The sequence below is a fragment of the Streptomyces sp. NPDC004111 genome (genome assembly GCF_042874215.1).
In the GTDB taxonomy this organism is placed as follows: domain Bacteria; phylum Actinomycetota; class Actinomycetes; order Streptomycetales; family Streptomycetaceae; genus Streptomyces.
This window is the reverse complement of the sequence record NZ_JBIAMU010000001.1, coordinates 501,491-518,492: the sequence shown is the minus strand read 5'-3', so window position 1 is coordinate 518,492 and position 17,002 is coordinate 501,491. Positions and strand designations below refer to the sequence as shown.

Below are 17,002 nucleotides of genomic sequence, written 5' to 3'. Positions count from 1 at the left end.
GACGGCTCCTGTGAGGACGGCGCTCCCGGCCCGGGGCGGAACATGCACATGACATGCACCTGCCAAGTGCGGGACGGGGGGCACCGGATGTCGGACCGTGCGGGAGGACCTCTCCGGGCCGGGGTCCTGGGAGGTGGAGGGGGACCACCGGCCCGGAGAGGTGACTGCCGGAACGCCGTGCCGGTTACGGGAAGGACGTCACCGTCGAGGGGACGGTCGAGGTTCCCTCCGTGGGCGCCCCGGTGTCGTTGACGACGTGGTTGTACTGGCCGTTGCCGCCCAGCGACACCACCAGCAGGCTGTGGAACTTCACGCCCGGCTTCACCGGCACCTTGAACCCGTGGTCTTGGCGGATCGACGGGTCCACGTTGTAGTAGCAGTAGCTGCCCAGGCCCCAGCCCTCGTGGACGTTGACCGAGTCGTCCACCCGGTAGGCGGCGTAGCCCTTGGTGCTGCCGTTCTGGACGGCGGCCTGGTTGGGCGCGTCGTACGCCTTCTCGTTCTGGAAGAAGACCGTCCGCCCGCGCTCGCCGTACCAGTCCACGTCGTACTTGTTGAAGTGCTCGACGAACAGACCGGTGGCCAGCACGTCGTCGCCGTTCACCCGCAGTCCGTAGTCGGCCCGGTTGGTCTCCCAGCCGACGCCGGCGCCGTGGTCGGCGCGCCAGATCCAGGTGTGGTCGATGATCGTGTCGTCGTTGTTGATCACCATGCTGGTGGTGGCCCGGCCGGGGCCCGCGCCGCCGATCCGGATGTACACGTCCTGGACGGTGGTGGGGTTGGCCGCGTGGTCGGCGGACGCGCCCTGGGGGCCGACCTCCAGCAGCGTCGGCGAGTTGACGGGTCCGGCGTCGATGAGGAATCCGGCCAGCCGTACGCCGTCGACGTCGGCGACCTTCATCGCGGTGACGCCGTTGTCCGGGATGATCGTGGCCAGGCCGAGGCCCAGCACGACGGTGTTGGCCCGGTTGATCTCGATGGGCCGGTCGACGTGGTAGACGCCCGGGGTGAACAGCAGGTGCAGGCCCTGTGCCACGGCCGCGTTGAGGGTGGCCGCCGTCGCGCCCGGCTTGACGACGTAGAACTTGTCCAGCGGGATCGACTCGCCGGCCGGCGCACCGTTCGCCCAGGTCACACCGCGTGCGTTGGTGCGCTTGGCGGGGGCGAAGACCTTGTACTCGTTGCCGTCGAGGTACAGGAAGGGCTTCTCGCGGGAGATCGGGGTGGTGTCCAGGGTGGTGTAGCGGGGCTCGGGGAAGCCGGTGGCGGGAGCCCCCTCCGTACCGGAGAACACCTGGTTCCACACGGAGTTGGACCAGCCGCCGATCGCGCTGTCACGGGTGTACCACTGCTGCTGCGAGTAGTTGCCGACCTGTCCGTCGACCTTGCTGTCCGCGATGTAGCCGCCGCTGGCCCAGCCGTAGCCGTCGGGCGCCAGGTTGAGGCCGCCCCTGACGTGCATCCGGCGGAAGGAGGCGGCCTGCGAGACCGCCCAGCGGTTGGTGCCGTTCACCGGGTTGAGCGCGAGGTTCTCGGCGGAGCGCCAGAAGTTCTGCGTGGCGTTGCCGTTGAACCAGCCCGCGTCGACGGTGACGTCGCCGTTGATCAGCGTGTCGTCGGGCTTCAGCCCGAGCCCGGCGATCTGGGTGTAGAACCCGATCTGCGCGTTGAGGCCCTGGTACGTGCCGGGCTTGAAGAGGAAGGCGTGGCGGCCGGTGCCGAACTGCGCGGACTCCTGCTCCTTGAAGACCTGGTCCAGCTTGGCCTGGATGCCCGGTGTGGACGGGTCGAAGACGTGCACGTTGGGACCGAGGTCGCCGCCGCCCGGCAGGGTCGGACCGGTGCCGCCGGTGGTGCCGTACACCTGGAACTCCCAGAGCGAGTAGCCGTACCCGGTGGCGCGGGTGAGGCCGAGCATCCGGACGTAGCGGGCGGTGCCGGTGACGCCGAGGGTCTCGGTGCCGCCGGAGCTGTTCGCGCTCGTGTGCGCCGTCGTCCAGTCGGTGCCGTTGGCGGACAGTTCGATGCGGTACGACTTGGCGTGCGCGGTCTCCCAGCGCAGCACGACCTGGCCGATCTCGGCGGGGGCGCCCAGGTCCACCCGTATCCACTGGGGGTCGGCGGCGGCGCTGGACCACCGGGTGCCGGTGTTCCCGTCGACCGCGGCGGTGGCCGGGGTGCCGGAGTTCTCCTGGCTGGAGGCGGTGACGGGCTTGTTCTGGGAGAGCAGTACGGGGGCTGCGGTGGCCGGGGCGGCCGGCAGCAGGGTGAGCAGGACGGCGGTCAGGGTGCCGGCGAGGATTCCGGCGAGTGTGCGTCGGGGGGCGCGTGCCGGTGGCCGGTGCGGGGGTCTGGTGGGGGGTGTGCCGACTGCGGACATGAAGGGTCTCCTCGGATTCCCGTGCAGGTGGTGGAGTGGGGCGAAGGGCGCTGTTCCTCGTGGGTGGGGCGGTGCCGGTGGAGGTGGCCTGTGCGGCCGGGGCCCGGGGCTCGTCTGCTGCACCCCGGGGGCGGCCCGTCCGGTCCGGCCCCGAGGGAGGAGGGGCCGGACCGGACGGCGCCGGTCAGGAGGGCTCGGCGGCCGGTGCGACGGGGCTGGTCGGTGCGGCTGGTGCGTCCGGTGTGCCCGGTGCGGTTGGTGCGTCCGGGGTGGCCGTGCCGGAGGTGGCGGCCCGGTGGGCGCGGAGGAGTTCGGCGTACCGGTGCCCGCTGGCCTTGACCGTGCGCCGCTGGGTCGCGTAGTCGACGTGGATCAGGCCGAAGCGCTTGTCGTAGCCGTACGCCCACTCGAAGTTGTCCAGCAGCGACCACGCGTAGTACCCGGCGAGCGGGGCCCCCTTGCGCAGGGCGCGGGCGCAGGCGGCCACGTGCTGCTCCAGGTAGCGGGTGCGCTCCGGGTCCTCGACGGTGCCCTCGGGGGTCACGGTGTCGGGGAAGGCCGAACCGTTCTCGGTGACGTACAGCTCGCGCACGCCGTAGTCGTCGGTGAACCGCATCAGCAGCGCCTCCAGACCGCCGGCGTCCACCGGCCAGTCCATGCCGGTGCGCGGCAGGCCGGGCAGCGGGACCTCCCGGGACTGCGGGATCGGCCCGGTGGGGTCGTCGGTGACGGTGACGGGGAAGTAGTAGTTGATCCCGTGCCAGTCGAGCGGGGTGGCGATGACCGCCAGGTCGCCCTCCCGCTCCGGGAGTTCGACGCCGTAGTAGGCGCGCATGTCGGCCGGGAAGCCGCGCCCGTACACCGGGTCGAGCCACCAGCGGTTGATGTGGCCGTCCATGCGGCGGGCCGCCCCGATGTCCTCGGGGCGGGTGCCGGCGGGCTCCACGGGGGAGTGGTTGGTGACCAGGCCGATCCGGGCGCCGGGCGCGGCGGCCCGGACCGCCTGCGCGGCCAGACCGTGCCCGAGCAGCAGGTGGTACGAGGCCCGGACGGCGGCGGTGAGATCGGTGAGCCCGGGGGCCATCCGGCCTTCCAGGTGCCCGATCCAGGCGGAGCACAGCGGTTCGTTGAGGGTGGCCCACTGGGTGACCCGGTCCCCGAGCCGCCCGGCCACCACGCTCGCGTACGCGGCGAGGTGTTCGGCGGTGTCGCGGACCGTCCAGCCGCCGCGCTCCTGGAGCACCTGGGGCAGGTCCCAGTGGTACAGGGTGACCGAGGGGGTGATCCCGGCGGCCAGCAGGCCGTCGATCAGCCGGTCGTAGAAGTCGAGGCCCTTGGCGTTGACGGGGCCGTCGCCGCCGGGCACCACCCGGGGCCAGGCGACGGACAACCGGTAGGTGTCCAGGCCCAGTTGCTTCATCAGGGCGATGTCCTCGGGCCACCGGTGGTAGTGGTCGCAGGCCACGTCTCCGGTGTCGCCGTTGTCGACCTTGCCGGGCGCGCGGGAGAAGGTGTCCCAGATGGAGGGGGAGCGGCCGTCCTCGGCGACGGCGCCCTCGATCTGGTAGGCGGCGGTCGCGGCCCCCCAGGAGAAGTCCTTCGGGAAGGCGGCCAGGTCAAGCGATTCGGACACGGAGAACCTCTCGGTGGTTCGACGGCACGGATGCGCCCGCGGACGTGTGCACGGGCGGGGAAGGGCGTGTGCGCAGAAAACTGACGCACAGTCACAGAGCATGTGCGCAGCGGGCGTTACTTGACCGCGCCCGCGGTGAGCCCAGCGACGAGGTAGCGCTGGAGGAGCAGGAAGCCGGCCACCACGGGCACGCTCACCACGAGGGAGGCGGCCATGACCTGGTTCCAGTAGACGTCGTTCTGGGTGGCGTACCCCTGGAGGCCGACCGCGAGGGTGCGGGTGGTGTCGTTGGTCATCACCGAGGCGAAGAGCACCTCGCCCCAGGCGGTCATGAAGGCGTACACGGCGACCGCGACGATGCCCGGGATCGCGGCCGGCACAATCACCCGGAACAGTGCGCCGAGCGGCCCGCACCCGTCGACCTTCGCCGCCTCGTCGAGGTCCCGGGGCACCGAGTCGAAGTACCCGATCAGCATCCAGATCGAGAACGGCAGCGAGAACGTCAGATACGTGATGATCAGGCCGATCCGCGAGCCGAAGAGCGCGAGACCGGTGGCGTTGCCGATGTTGACGTAGATGAGGAAGAGCGGCAGCAGGAAGAGGATGCCGGGGAACATCTGGGTGGAGAGCACCGTGACGGTGAAGGCGCGCTTGCCGCGGAAGTTGTACCGGCTGACCGCGTACGCCGCGAACACCGCGATGACCACCGAGCACACCGTCGCCGCCCCCGCCACGATCAGCGAGTTCACGAAGTAGTCGGCGAGCGGGACGGTCTCCCAGATGTCGAGGTACGGGCGGAGGGTGAGCGCGGAGGGGATCCACTGGAACTTCCCCGTCACGTCGGCCAGCGGCTTCAGCGAGCTGGAGACCATCACGAACACCGGCAGCGCCACGAAGACGGTGAGCAGGGTCAGGAAGATCCTGCGGCTCCACAGGAACGAGGGCGGGGCCGCCATGGGGGAGCGGGGCTTGCGCCCGCGGGGCTCAGGCATCGCCTGCCTGCCTTCCTCGGGAGGTGATCGCCAGATAGATCCCGGTCACGACCAGCAGGAACAGCAGCAGCAGGACCGACATGGCCGAGCCCGTGCCGAAGTTCCAGGTCTGGAACGAGGACTGGTAGATGTGCAGCGAGATCAGGTCAGCGGACTCCGGGGCCGCCTTCCCGAACAGCACGAACGGCGTGTTGAAGTCGTTGAAGGTCCACAGGAAGAGGACCAGCACGAGGACCTGGTTGACCGGCCGCAGCGACGGCAGGGTGATCCGCCGGATCTGCTGCCAGATCCCGGCGCCGTCCAGCGCGGCGGCCTCGTACAGGTCGCGGGGGATGTTCTGGAGCCCCGCCATGAGGATCAGGAAGGCGAACGGCCAGCCCTTCCACACGGAGACCACGAGCAGGGTGACGAAGGCGTTGTCGCCGATCAGCCAGAACGGGGCGCTGTCGGTCAGGCCGAGCTGGTCCAGCACCCCGTTGATCAGGCCGTTGTCCCGCTGGAACATGAACGCCCAGGTGATCACGGCCGCGTACACGGGCAGCGCGTACGGCACCAGGAAGACGGTCCGGAGCAGGCCCCGCCCCCGGAAGTTCTCCTGGAGGAAGACCGCCGCCATCACGCCGAGCAGCCAGCACAGACCGACCGAGACGACGGTGAACAGGCAGGTGGTGAAGAAGGACTTGAGGAGGGCCTCGCCGACGGGTGCGTTGAAGTCGACGGAGACGCCGTAGTTGTCGAGGCCGGACCAGGGCGCGGTGCTCCAGTCCCGGATGTAGAACTGGGTGAGCTCCTTGAAGCTCACCACGATGCCGATCACCATCGGCACCAGGTGAACCAGGAGTTCCAGCAGCAGGGCGGGGAGCAGCAGCAGGTACGGCAGTCCGACGCGGCGGAGCCGTCCGAAGCGCGGCGCACGCGGCGCCCGCGCTCCGGGACCGCTCCCGGGAGCCGTCCGCGCACCTGCCTCGGGGGCAGCGGTGAGGGTCATGGGAGGAGGGTGCTCACTTCTTCGGCATCTGCTGCTGGGCCTTTTCGAGCTTGGCCCGCACCGACTCGACGGTGACCGCCCGGCCGGCCGCCGCGTCCGCGAACAGCTCCTTGACCGCGGTGCCGACGACCGTCTCGAACTGGGACTCCTCGGGCACCTGCGGCAGCGCCGCCGCACTGGTGGCCAGGGTCTGGCGCAGCGGTGCGGTGGCGGGCCCGTTGAACGCGGGGTCCTCCTGCGCGGTCCTGACCGGCGGGATGGATCCGTACGCCTTGTTGAGGATCTTCTGCTCCTCGTCGCTGCCCATGAACTTGACGAACTTCATCGCGCCGTCGGTGTTCTTGGTGTTCTTGAAGACGGCCATGTTGATGCCCGCGACCATGGAGTTGATGTTCTTGCCAGCGCCCGGGGTGCCGGACAGCACGGGGGCGGGGACCACGCCGTACGCGTCGTCGGCCATGCCCTGGGCCTTGAAGGTGGCGGCGGCGGTCTGCCACAGCACCATGCCGGTCTTCCCCTTGGTGAAGTCGCTCAGCGACTGGTTCTGCGCGTATTCGGCGTTGCCCGGGGCCACGATCCTGTCGGCGGCCATCAGGTCGACGTAGCTCTTGACGGCGGCGACCGCGCCCTCGGAGGTGAAGTCGGCCTTGCCGTCGGGGGTGAAGAAGTCCGCGCCGTGCTGCTTTCCGAGGACGAAGACCTGGTGGATGTTGTTGGAGAGGTTGGAGCCCTCCACGCCCACGCCGTTCTTGCCCTTCGCCTTCAGCTTCTTGCCCGCCTCGACCAGTTCTGCCCAGGTGGTCGGGGGCTTGGCGATGCCCGCCTCCTGGAACAGCTTCTTGTGGTAGTAGAGCGCGTACGCCATCGAGTAGAGCGGCACCGCGGCGGGCGGCTTGCCCGCGACGCCCGTGGAGCCGAGCGCGGACTCGACGTACCGGTCCTTGCCGCCGATCTTGGCGAAGGCTGCGTCGTCCCAGTCGAGCAGCGCGCCGCTGGCCTGGAGGGAGGCGCTCCAGGTGTTGCCGATGTTGAGGACGTCCGGTCCCTGGCCCGAAGTCGTCGCGGTCAGGATGCGGTTGAGCAGGTCGGACCAGGGGACGACCTCCAGCTTCACCTTGATCCCGGTCTGCTTCTCGAACTTGTCGAGCTCGGGCTGGAGCACCTTCTTGTCCACCTCGATGCTCGCGCCCTGGTTGGAGGCCCAGTACGTGAGGGTCTTGGGCTGCGCGTTCGACCCGCCGCCGGCCGAACCGCCGCCGCAGGCAGCGGCGGACAGGACGAGGGAGAGCGTGACGGCACCGACGGCTGCGGCTCGGAATCTGGGCATGGCTCCAGGGCCTTTCGAAGAGGCTGAAGTCGCCTGCGGGAGAAGGGAGTTGAACGCTGCGCGTTCACCTTCTGAAGGCCCGCATGGCTTAATTTATGGTGTGAGTTAAACCTCAAGCGAATGTCGCGTCAAGGGATCCGGCAGAGGTATGTTGCGGTGAGGTTTCGCGAACATGGGGGGAAGAAGATGGCCAGCGGCGGACGCACGGTGCGTGACCTGCGGCGGGAGAACCGGACCGCGGTCCTGCAACGGCTGTACTTCGACGGGCCGATGAGCCGGTACTCGCTCGGCCCCGCCACCGGCCTCAGCTCGGGGTCGGTCAGCAACGTGGTGGCCGAACTCGTCGCCGACGGCCTGGTCGAGGAGGCGGGCAGCGTGGACTCCGCCGGCGGACGCCCCCGCATCCTGCTGCGCATCGCGCCCCGCAGCGGCTACCTGATCGGCGTCGACGTCGGCGAGACCCGTGTCCGCATCGAACTCTTCGACCTCGCCCTGTCCGAACTCGCCCGCGTGGAGCGCCCGTTGGAGGTCATCGCGCCGGATCTGCCCGCCGCCGCAGCGCCCCGGCGCACCGACCGCTACGACGTGAACGTGGTCGTCTCCCACCTCCGCGACGGCATCACCGAGGTCCTCGCCCGAGCCGGCATCGCCCCCGAACTCCTCCTCGGCGTCGGCATCGGCGTCCCCGGCATCGTCGCCAGGACCCCCGAGGACGGCGCGGTCGTCCACGGCCAGACCATCGGCTGGGACGCCGTACCCCTGGAACGCCTCCTGCGCGAGACGGTCGAACTCCCCGAGTCGGTGCCCTACTACATCGACAACGGTGCCAAGACCCTCGGCCAGGCCGAAATGTGGTTCGGCGCGGGACGCGGCGCCCGGGACGCGGTGGTGGTGCTCTTCGGCTCCGGCGTCGGCGCCTGTGTCGTCACCGACGAGGTCAGCCCCGGCCGTGGCCTGGAGTGGGGCCATCTGACGGTACGGGTCAGGGGCCGCCGCTGCCGCTGCGGCGCCCGGGGCTGCCTGGAGGCGTACGCGGGGGCCGAGGCGCTGCTCGACCGCTGGGCCGAGGCGGGCGGCAACCCCCCGGCGGGAGCCTCCGAGGAAACCGCGCTCACCGCGATGCTCGCCGCCGCCTACCCGCCCCCGTACGAGGACGGCACCCCGGCCGAACCCGACGCCACCGCCCTCGCCGTCCTGGAGGAGACCGCCGAGTACCTCGGCGCCGGCTTCTCCGACCTCATCAACCTCTTCCAGCCCGAACGCATCCTCGTCGGCGGCTGGGCCGGCCTCCAGCTCGGCGCCCGCTTCCTCGACCTGGTCCGGGCCCACGCCACCTCGTACGCCCTGAACCACCCGGCGAGCCTGGTCACCGTCAGCCTCGGCGCGCTGGGCCCCGACGCGGTGACCGTCGGCGCGGCGATCCTCCCCCTCGCCGACTTCTTCACCCGGGGCGGCCACCCCTCCCCGGCCGAACCGGAAGACCAGCCCCCGGCTTGGCAGCGCACGCTGCGGGAACGGACGGCCACCTGAGGGCCGGGGTACTGCCCGGGGCCGGTGCGGCCGGGCGGTGGGCGTCCAACCACCCCGGGGGCCGGGCTCGGTGAGCCGTCCCCGGCGCCTCTCGTACGGATCAGGCCGGGCGCGCGCGGACCGCGACCTCGATGCCCGTCAGATGGGTGGCGAGGATCTCCTCGAACGCGGCGCGGCGGTCCGCTCCCAGCGGGCGTACGTCACGGGCGAAGTGGGCCAGGGCCGGGAAGCGTTCGGGGTCGGCACCGAGTACCGCGACGCGGAACAGCTCCATGCCCTGCTCGAACTCCGCGGGAGTGACGGTGCTGACCCCCGCCTCGGAGGCGATCAGCGCGGAGATGAGGACCACCAGCCGGTGGTAGCGCGCCGGGATCTCCTCGTCGGGCAGCCCTGACTCGCGCAGAGCCCGCAGCACCTCTTCCATGACCAGCCGGGACCCGGTGCCGCTGGACGCGTAGCGTCCCCAGACCGCGGCGAGCTGGGGCTGCCGGCCGAACGCCTCCCGCACGCGCAGGGCCAGGGCGGTGACGCGTTCCTTCCAGTCGCCCTCGGGGCGGTGGTCGTCCATCGCCGCGAGCAGGATCCGGTCGGCGACCGCGCGCAGCAGTTCGGTCTTGCTGCGGAAGTGCCGGTAGAGGCTGGAGGAATCGGTCCCGAGGGCCGCCGCCAGTTTGCGCACGCTGAACGAGTCCGCGTCGCTCGTACGCAGCAACTCCGCCGCCGCGTCCAGGATCTCGTCGGTCGACCAACGCCTTCTGCCTGCCATCCCACTCCTCTCACCGGTCCCCAGACTACCTTTGCACTTGGTGTTGCACGCACCGCGTGCATAATGAGGACATGGGCGTGCCGGACGGACCGGTGCGCCGGAGGACGAAAGGACGCATGACGTGACGCACGAAGTGCGGAAGCCACTGGACCGCGCGGCACTGGACGCGGCCATCGCGGACGTCCACCGCGCCGGATTACCCGGTCTGTTCGCCGAAGTCCGGGACGGGGACCGCGTCTGGCGCGGCGCGGCCGGGGTCGCCGATGTCGCCACCGGCCGTCCCGTCACCGCCGACATGCGGCACCGGGTCGGCAGCATCACCAAGACCTTCACCGCCGCCGCGGTCCTCCAGCAGGCCGAGAGCGGCCGGATCGGTCTCGACACACCGATCGGCCACTACCTCCCGAAGCTGGTCCCCGGCGAACGCGGTGACGCGATCACCGTACGGATGCTGATCAACCACACCAGCGGCCTCCCCGAGTACCTCCCGTACGCCTACCCCTCCCTGAAGGGCTTCCCCGTCCTCGCGGACACCCGGCCAGAGAGCCTGGACGACCACCGGTACACGCGGTTCGACCCCGTCGAACTGATCGGCATGGGGGTCCGCGCACCCGCCGCCGGAACCCCGGGCGGCCCACTGGGCGTGTACTCCAACACCAACTACCTGCTCCTCGTCGAACTCCTGGAACAGACGACCGGCATCCCGGCCGAGCAGTGCATCACCCGAAACGTCATCGAGCGCGCCGGGCTCACCGACACCGGCTTCCCCACCGGCCCGAAGATCGACGGGCCGCACTCGCGGCTGTACGAGGCGTGGCTCGGCATGATCGACCCGCCGCGCGACTACAGCGTCTACGACATGTCGTTCGTCGGCCCTTCGGCCTCGCTGATATCGACCGTCGCCGACCTCAACCACTTCTACGGCGCGCTCCTCGCCGGACGGATCGTCAGCCCCTCGTCGCTGGAGCAGATGCAGCGCACCGGCCCGGTCGTCTCCCAGGAGGGCAGGACGATCGAGTACGGCCTGGGCCTGTACCCGATGGAGGGCCCCGGCGAGGGCGTCTTCTGGGGTCACGGCGGCACGGTCTGGGGAGGCGGGACGCTGGCGATGACCCGTGCGGACGGCGGGCGGCAGCTGGCGGTCGCGGTGAACCTCCAGAGGTGGAACACCCTCGACTCCTCCGGCACGCCGCAGCCCCACCCCATCGACGACGCGCTGGCCACCTTCCACCGGGTGGCGATGTACGGCTGACCGGCCCGCCGGGACCCTACCCGCGGGACTCGCGGGCACGTCCCTCCGGGGCGTCCCGGGGGCCTGCGGACACCCGGTTCGGCCACTGGACGACGATCCTCGTGCGGGGCTTGTCGAGGACGTCCCCGGGCGGCAGCCGGTCGTCGGGGGTGCCCGCCGGACAGATCACCAACGGCGGGTAGCCGCCCTCGCGCACCTGCTGGTCCCAGGTGCGCACGCACGCGGCGAACCGCTCGGCGAGGGTGTCGGCGGCCGGGCCGTAGGAGTGGACGAAGAACTCGCAGACGCGGTCCTCTCGGTCCCGGGCGTCCCGGACGGTGCGATAGGTGAGGTAGGCGAGGGATCCGTCCGCCGCCATGGCCGTCCCGTCGGTCCTCGCCACGAGCGGGGACGCCGCCGGGGCGGTCAGACGGCAGAATCCGGGCAGGGTGGTCGCGGCGTAGATCTGCAGAGTCTCGAAGTTGAACACCCCGCGGGTCACCAGTCCCGTACGGGTCTCGTGCCGCGGCCCGCCCAGCGCCTCCTCAAGTCCGTCCGCCGCACCGGGAGTTCCGTCCGCCCACCGCAGGGTCACCTGCCCGTCGGCCAGCGCGAGCGCGGGCGCGGTGCGGGCGGCGGCGCCGCGGTCGCGTACGAACCCGCAGTGCGTCCAGTGCACGCAGCGCAGTACGTCGCCCTCCCGGACCAGGGTGAGGGAGCGGGTGTACCCGCCGAGCTCCAGCGGCACCACCAGCCGGGCCCCCTCGCGGAGCTGTTCGCGCCAGGCCGGGGCGATGTCGTACGCGTTGTGCGTGACGATCACGCCGTCGAACCCGCCGGCCGGTACGTGGGCGGGCGCGCCCCGGCCGCCGTCGCCCAGCAGAGCGGTGACCCGCCCGTTGCCCGCTTCCGCGCACAGCCGCCGGGTGCGGTGCACCACGTACGGATCGATGTCCACGGTCACCACCCGGCCGCCCGGCCCCAGGACGTGGGCCAGCAGTTCGGCGTTGTAGCCGCCGGACCCCACTTCGAGCACGGTCGCTCCGGGATGCGGCCTCAACTGCTCGATCATGTCGGCCTGCAGCCAGGCCGCGGACACCGAACTGGTCGGGGTTCCGGTGGCGTCGCGCTGGGTGATGACGGCCCGGTCGCCGCCGTCGTACGCGTCGGCGAGGGCCGCCTCGGGCACGAAGCGGTGGCGCGGCACGGATCCCAGCGCCTCACGCACCGGCCCGGCGGAGGCCCGGCCGCCCGCGACGACCTGCTCCGTCATCCGGCGGCGGAGCCGGACGGCCTCGGCGGGCTCCCCGGGCACCGGCGGGGCGGCGTGCGCACACGCCAGGGAACGGACCGGCGGCAGCCCCGGCAGCACCCCGGGCCACACGGCGGCCAACGCCGGCGCACTGGGCGCGAAGATCCGCCCGAGGGAGGCCAGGGCGTGCAGGTCGTGCCACTCCCACCGGGAGAACCGGTGCGGTTCGGGCAGGCCGAGGTCACCGCTCCAGCGGGAGACGCGGACCACCGCGCTGACGCGGCGCACGTCCCGCCGGTCGTCGTGCAGCACCGTGATCGGATGCGCGTCCGCAGTGCGCGCCGTCAGCCCGCATTCCTCCGCCAGCTCCCTCACGGCGGCGGCCTCCACGGACTCGCCCGCCTCGACCCCGCCGCCGGGCAGCTCCCACATGTGTCCGGTCGAGCGGCCCAGCAGCACCCGGCCGGACCCGTCGGTGACGACCACCGCGACACCGAACACGGCGTGCGGGTCGGGTCGTTCCTTCTCCTGCGCGCGGAACGCCGTGGCGGGCCCGTGCAGGACCAGGACCGCCAGGCCCTCCGCCTCGAACCGCTCGTGCTCGGCGAACCCTTCGGTCAGGGAGCCCAGTTCGTCCTCGTCGAGCGCGACGTGACGCCGTGCGTCGGGGGTGTGCCGGGCGATCGGTGTGATGACGACGAGCTTCCCGCCCGCGCGCAGCCGTGCGGCCAGGCGGCGCAGCACGAAGGCGCGCGAGTGGAAGAAGGCGACGGCCAGCCGGAGGACGATCAGGTCGTAGCCGCGCTCGCCCGGGTCTCCCCGGCCGCCCGGACCACCCTCCTCGCCCTGATTTCCGTCCTCGCCAAGGTCTCCCGGCTCTCCCAGGTCCGTCAGGTCGCCGCCCTCGATGTCGAGGTTCAGCCAGCGCACGCCCTCCGCGTCGGGGTGCTCGGCGCGGGCCCGCTCCAGGGCTCCCTCGGCGAAGTCGACCGCGTCGACGGCGTACCCGAGTGACGCGAGGTGCACGGCCAGCTCCCCCGTTCCGCAACAGGCGTCGAGAGCGCGCCCGCCCTGCGGTGCCGGCGCGTGCGCCGCGAGGAGGTCCTTCTCCGCCTCGCCCAACGGCCGGAAGCCGAGACCGTCGTCGTAGTGCTCGGACCACTGGTTCCGGGTGTATGCCACGGATCGCTCCTGGTGCGTGAGGTTCGGAAGGGTGTGGGCCCCGGCGCCGCGTTCGTACGGTGTGCGCGACGGCCGGGTGCGGGGCGGACCGGCTCAACTCGGCCCGACCCGGGACCGGGGCGGCGATGCCGTCACCGGCCCCGCGGTGCGCTCACCGCGGTACCTCCACGGCGTCCGGTGCACCGGGTGCACAGGCTGAACTCTGGTCGTCGTCCCAGCCCATTTCCGTGTAGTGCCTCCCGGCGCGGATGCCCTCGATCGCGGCACGCGCGTAGGGGACGATCGGCTCGGGCAGAGCGTCCGGCGCCCAGAACTTCCAGGCCACGCACTTGTCCGGCTCGCGCAGTTCGGGGGAGCCGCCCCACCGGTGGGCGCGGAACACCAGCTGGACCCGGGGCATCGCACCCCGGTCGTCGATCAGGTGCACCACGTGCGCGAGTTCCACGTCGGCGGGCTCGATGACCAGCCCGGTCTCCTCCTGCGCCTCGCGGACCAGGCACGCGACGGCGGACTCCCGCTCGCAGTGGCCCGCCGGCAGGTGCCAGGTCTCACCCGCGTACGCGGAGTCGGGGTGGCGCAGCCCCAGCAGGACCCGGCCCCGCTCGTCCTGGAGGTAGAGGTGCACACCGACGATGTGGGGCTCGGTTCCTTCGGGCGCCCGACGGGCCGTGGCAGGGGCGGGGTCCGCTGCCGGGGTGACGGTCGGCGGGTGGGTCGCGGCGTGCCGGTGGACGAGGCCGTGGACGCCGGGGCTCAGCCGCAGCCGGTCCAGCATGTCCGGGGTGAACCACCGGATCAGGACGCCCTCCTGGAGGTCGACGGAGTCGGGATCACCGGACCAGCGGCCCGTGAAGACCTGGACGGAGGTCGCCAGGCCCTCCCCACCGGTCGCGTCCACCACCGCGAACGGTGTCAGGTCCGCCACCCCCAGTCCGGGTGCCTCCTCGGCGAGTTCGCGCCGCAGGGTCGCCTCCAGACAGCGGTCGCCCTGCTCCCGCCCACCACCAGGAAGGCCGAAAACCCCGGGATCCGCGATGCCTTCGATGTTGTCCCTGAGGTGCAGCAGATAGCGCCCGTAGCCGTCGTGGATCAGTACGGAGGCGTTCACCGGCTCCGGCCTTCCGTCCAGGCCGCGAGCCTCCTCGCCCAGCAGCTTGGCACGCAGGGTGGGCGAGGCCACGTCGTGGAGCGGCAGCCATGTCGCCTCGGCCACCTCCGCGTCCCGCGACGCGGGCAGCGGTGGTTCCTCGGCCCGGAGGCAGAACACGAAGCGGACGTCGTAGCGCTGCCGGGCGGGCTCCCCCTCGCTCTGGTCGGCATCGACGGCGTGGATCCCGATGTCGACCGGCGTGTCGAGGAACTGCCCTGTCAGACACAGGTCCTGGGGACGGAGCCCGGTCTCCTCGCACGCCGCGCGCACGGCTGCGGCCACCAGTGTCCTGTCGCCCGTGCCGACACGGCCGCGCGGCGTACGGGCCTTCCCGTCGGCCTTGTCGTCCTGGCGGCTCATGTGCAGGACCCGCCGGTGCCGGTCGACGATGACGGCACCGCAGGTGAGGTGCCCGAGGAGCGCGGTACGGGCCGTGGACGTGGACCCGGCGTCCGCCTCCAGGGTGGCGAGGAGCGGCGCGAGGGAGTGCCGCTCGGCGGGGTGACGTGCCAGGTACGCGTCGACCGGGGGACGGAGCGAGGGGCGGATCAAGGTGACACCTTTCACGGGGTGACGGAAGTCGGCAGGAGCGAACGGTGTTGCGGGGGAGGGGCGTTGTGGTGCGGTGCGCGGGTCACGCACGGGAGAGCACCACAGGAGAAGGCAAGGCGCACACAGCAGGACCGTGATCGCGCCAAGCGGCGCGCGGCCCGGCGAGGGTGCCCGACGCACCCGCCGGGAGCGCGGAGAGCGGGCGCACCCCGAAGCCGAGCCATGCCCCGGTGCGACAGGCCGGGAGCGGCGGAGCCGCCGCTCACTGCCGGCCGTCCTGGCCGAGGACGGGGAGGTGCCCGGTGTACGTGGCGGTGGCCGGCCGGCCGTACGGGACGGTGGCCACCTGTCGGCGACCGGCGTGCGGGGCAGCTGCCGCGCGCCCGGTGCCGACGGGTGCGACGGCTCCTCCGCCCGGGGCCCGTGCCGTCTGGGCGCGGACCGGAAGTCGTCCGGGTCGGCAGCTGAGGGTGCGGGGAAGCCGCATGGTGACCTCGCCTTCGTCAGGGTCCCGGCGCAGAGGGCTTACGGCCCTCTGGGGTAGGGCGGCTGACGCGGTGTTCGACCGCGCCCGCCCTCCCGTGGGATCGAACGTGTGCCTGTTGAACGACACCCGCAGGGGTGGCGTCACGCTCTTCGGGGGCGTATTTGCCGGACACCTGTGCGAAATCAGCTGCTTCCCCGCGTGTTCCCAGGGTTCTGGCGCAAAGGCCGGGCTGTGCGGCGTTCGAAACCCTTTGGGGTGATTGCACGACGGGCCCATGACGGCCCGTCAGCCCTCACCGCACGGCGGGACCGCCGGGGGCGTCGCTGAGCATCATCAACGCGCGCCTGGACGCAGCAAGGGGGCGGCCGTTGCCTGCACTCCTACTCGGGCAGCTCCGAGATCTGCCGTTGCGCCGCCGACCACCACAGGCCCTCGCCGCCACGCGTCACGGACTCGTCGCCCGCCTCGGTCGCGTCGGCCCGGTACTCCAGCCTGGCCTGCGTCAGGCTCAGCGCTCCGTTCGGCCCACCCCGGACGACGTCTGCGTCCGCGTCGTCCTGCCCGTCGTCCTCCCAGCCGCACTCCGCACAGATCTCGAAGTGGCCCCGCTCTTCCAAGGTCCGCTGGTAGCAGCACGGGCAGGCGACCAGGGCTCTCGCGGGGTCGTCGGACGCACTCGGGGCCGGGTCGGCAGAAGTCATGACGGACATCGTTCCCGCCCCACGGGTGATCCACAAGGAGGTTTCCGGCGCGGAGAGCCCCCGGGTGCCCGCCCCAACCCCGCCGCAGGCCGTCCCCTTAGGGTCGGACCCATGACGACCTCCCTCACCAGCAGCGCTTTCGACTCCCTCCGCCTCGACGCCGTGTCCGACACGGAGACGCTGCGCCGGACCTACGAACTTCCCAGTGCCGCCGCCGTCCGCAAGCAGATGACCGAACTCACGGACAAGACAAAGGAGTTGATCGGCTGCGCGTCACTGGTCCTGGTCGCCAGCGTGGACGCGGACGGCAACTGCGACGTCTCCCCGCGCGGCGGCCCCGCCGGGTTCGTCGCCGTACTGGACAAGCGGACGGTGGCGATACCCGACGCGACCGGCAACAAGCGCCTGGACACCCTGCAGAACGTCATCGCCACCGGCCGGGCCGGACTGCTGTTCATCATCCCGGGACGCACCACCACGCTCCGGGTGAACGGCCGCGCCTGCGTCTCCACCCGCCCGGAACTGCTGTCGCAGCTGACCGCCGTGGGCAAGCCGCCGGCCAGCGCGCTGGTACTGGGGATCGAGGAGGTCTACCCGCACTGCCCCAAGTCGCTGCTGCGCAGCGGAGCCTGGAAGCCGGAGGAGTGGCTCCCGAAGGACGCCCAGCCCGCCTCGGCCGAGGTGACACTGGCCCAGCTGCGGATGCCGGAGCTGACGATCGCCGAGATCGAGCAGGCGGAAGCGGACTCGCTGAAGTACCGCTACGAGTAGACCGCCGCCCCAGGCGACCGGCCACCCAGCCGCTCAGCGGCCAACGCACCCCAGCCGTCC

General features: G+C 71.8%; 13 protein-coding genes. 3 read left to right on the top strand and 10 right to left on the bottom strand.

Features of this window, described 5'->3' with window-relative positions:
- Positions 1-184: 184 nt before the first annotated feature.
- The 5 genes from ACFYVL_RS02290 to ACFYVL_RS02270 form a co-directional block, all read right to left on the bottom strand.
- The gene (locus ACFYVL_RS02290) at positions 185-2,380 is read right to left on the bottom strand and encodes a discoidin domain-containing protein (RefSeq protein ID WP_389240856.1); all 2,196 of its coding nucleotides are present in this window, start codon (positions 2,378-2,380) and stop codon (positions 185-187) included.
- Between the two features lie 184 nt (positions 2,381-2,564).
- Entirely contained in the window at positions 2,565-4,013 is a 1,449-nt protein-coding gene (locus tag ACFYVL_RS02285; RefSeq protein ID WP_389240855.1) for a GH1 family beta-glucosidase, read from the bottom strand.
- A 116-nt stretch (positions 4,014-4,129) separates the two neighbouring features.
- Positions 4,130-4,969, bottom strand: a complete 840-nt coding sequence (locus ACFYVL_RS02280; protein WP_389241300.1) for a carbohydrate ABC transporter permease — start codon at positions 4,967-4,969, stop codon at positions 4,130-4,132.
- 28 nt (positions 4,970-4,997) lie between these two features.
- Entirely contained in the window at positions 4,998-5,993 is a 996-nt protein-coding gene (locus ACFYVL_RS02275; protein ID WP_389240853.1) for a carbohydrate ABC transporter permease, read from the bottom strand.
- A 13-nt stretch (positions 5,994-6,006) separates the two neighbouring features.
- A complete protein-coding gene (locus tag ACFYVL_RS02270; protein ID WP_389240851.1) occupies positions 6,007-7,320 on the bottom strand; it encodes an ABC transporter substrate-binding protein in 1,314 nt (437 codons plus the stop codon).
- Positions 7,321-7,506: 186 nt separating this feature from the next.
- Between ACFYVL_RS02270 and ACFYVL_RS02265 the strand changes: the two genes are divergently transcribed.
- The gene (locus ACFYVL_RS02265) at positions 7,507-8,850 is read left to right on the top strand and encodes an ROK family protein (RefSeq protein WP_389240849.1); all 1,344 of its coding nucleotides are present in this window, start codon (positions 7,507-7,509) and stop codon (positions 8,848-8,850) included.
- 100 nt (positions 8,851-8,950) lie between these two features.
- Here the strand turns inward: ACFYVL_RS02265 and ACFYVL_RS02260 are convergent, their stop codons facing one another.
- Positions 8,951-9,616 (bottom strand): TetR/AcrR family transcriptional regulator, encoded by a 666-nt coding sequence (locus tag ACFYVL_RS02260; RefSeq protein ID WP_389240847.1) that lies wholly within the window; start codon positions 9,614-9,616, stop codon positions 8,951-8,953.
- A 133-nt stretch (positions 9,617-9,749) separates the two neighbouring features.
- Between ACFYVL_RS02260 and ACFYVL_RS02255 the strand changes: the two genes are divergently transcribed.
- Positions 9,750-10,868 carry a serine hydrolase domain-containing protein gene (locus ACFYVL_RS02255; protein WP_389241299.1) on the top strand — a complete coding sequence of 373 codons (1,119 nt, stop codon included), beginning with the start codon at positions 9,750-9,752 and terminating at the stop codon, positions 10,866-10,868.
- A 16-nt stretch (positions 10,869-10,884) separates the two neighbouring features.
- Here the strand turns inward: ACFYVL_RS02255 and fxlM are convergent, their stop codons facing one another.
- The 4 genes from fxlM to ACFYVL_RS02235 all read right to left on the bottom strand — a co-directional run bounded on the left by fxlM (position 10,885) and on the right by ACFYVL_RS02235 (position 16,171).
- Positions 10,885-13,281, bottom strand: coding sequence for a methyltransferase, FxLD system (gene fxlM / locus ACFYVL_RS02250; RefSeq protein ID WP_389240845.1), 2,397 nt, complete (start codon positions 13,279-13,281; stop codon positions 10,885-10,887).
- Between the two features lie 151 nt (positions 13,282-13,432).
- Positions 13,433-14,983, bottom strand: coding sequence for an NUDIX domain-containing protein (locus tag ACFYVL_RS02245; protein ID WP_389240843.1), 1,551 nt, complete (start codon positions 14,981-14,983; stop codon positions 13,433-13,435).
- Positions 14,984-15,245: 262 nt separating this feature from the next.
- The gene (locus tag ACFYVL_RS02240) at positions 15,246-15,470 is read right to left on the bottom strand and encodes a hypothetical protein (protein ID WP_389240841.1); all 225 of its coding nucleotides are present in this window, start codon (positions 15,468-15,470) and stop codon (positions 15,246-15,248) included.
- Positions 15,471-15,850: 380 nt separating this feature from the next.
- On the bottom strand, positions 15,851-16,171 hold the full coding sequence (locus tag ACFYVL_RS02235; protein ID WP_389240840.1) for a CPCC family cysteine-rich protein: 321 nt from the start codon (positions 16,169-16,171) through the stop codon (positions 15,851-15,853).
- Between the two features lie 111 nt (positions 16,172-16,282).
- Here ACFYVL_RS02235 and ACFYVL_RS02230 point away from each other — a divergent pair, with 111 nt between their 5' ends.
- Positions 16,283-16,942: an MSMEG_1061 family FMN-dependent PPOX-type flavoprotein gene (locus ACFYVL_RS02230; protein WP_389240838.1), complete on the top strand. Its 660-nt coding sequence runs from the start codon at positions 16,283-16,285 to the stop codon at positions 16,940-16,942.
- Positions 16,943-17,002: the final 60 nt, after the last annotated feature.

Bases quoted from the DNA above. Each gene is read 5' to 3' on its own strand.
- ACFYVL_RS02290 (WP_389240856.1), bottom strand. From the start codon at position 2,380: ATGTCCGCAGTCGGCACACCCCCCACCAGACCCCCGCACCGGCCACCG.
- ACFYVL_RS02280 (WP_389241300.1), bottom strand. From the start codon at position 4,969: ATGGCGGCCCCGCCCTCGTTCCTGTGGAGCCGCAGGATCTTCCTGACC.
- ACFYVL_RS02275 (WP_389240853.1), bottom strand. From the start codon at position 5,993: ATGACCCTCACCGCTGCCCCCGAGGCAGGTGCGCGGACGGCTCCCGGG.
- ACFYVL_RS02270 (WP_389240851.1), bottom strand. From the start codon at position 7,320: ATGCCCAGATTCCGAGCCGCAGCCGTCGGTGCCGTCACGCTCTCCCTC.
- ACFYVL_RS02265 (WP_389240849.1), top strand. From the start codon at position 7,507: ATGGCCAGCGGCGGACGCACGGTGCGTGACCTGCGGCGGGAGAACCGG.
- ACFYVL_RS02260 (WP_389240847.1), bottom strand. From the start codon at position 9,616: ATGGCAGGCAGAAGGCGTTGGTCGACCGACGAGATCCTGGACGCGGCG.
- ACFYVL_RS02240 (WP_389240841.1), bottom strand. From the start codon at position 15,470: ATGCGGCTTCCCCGCACCCTCAGCTGCCGACCCGGACGACTTCCGGTC.
- ACFYVL_RS02235 (WP_389240840.1), bottom strand. From the start codon at position 16,171: ATGACTTCTGCCGACCCGGCCCCGAGTGCGTCCGACGACCCCGCGAGA.
- ACFYVL_RS02230 (WP_389240838.1), top strand. From the start codon at position 16,283: ATGACGACCTCCCTCACCAGCAGCGCTTTCGACTCCCTCCGCCTCGAC.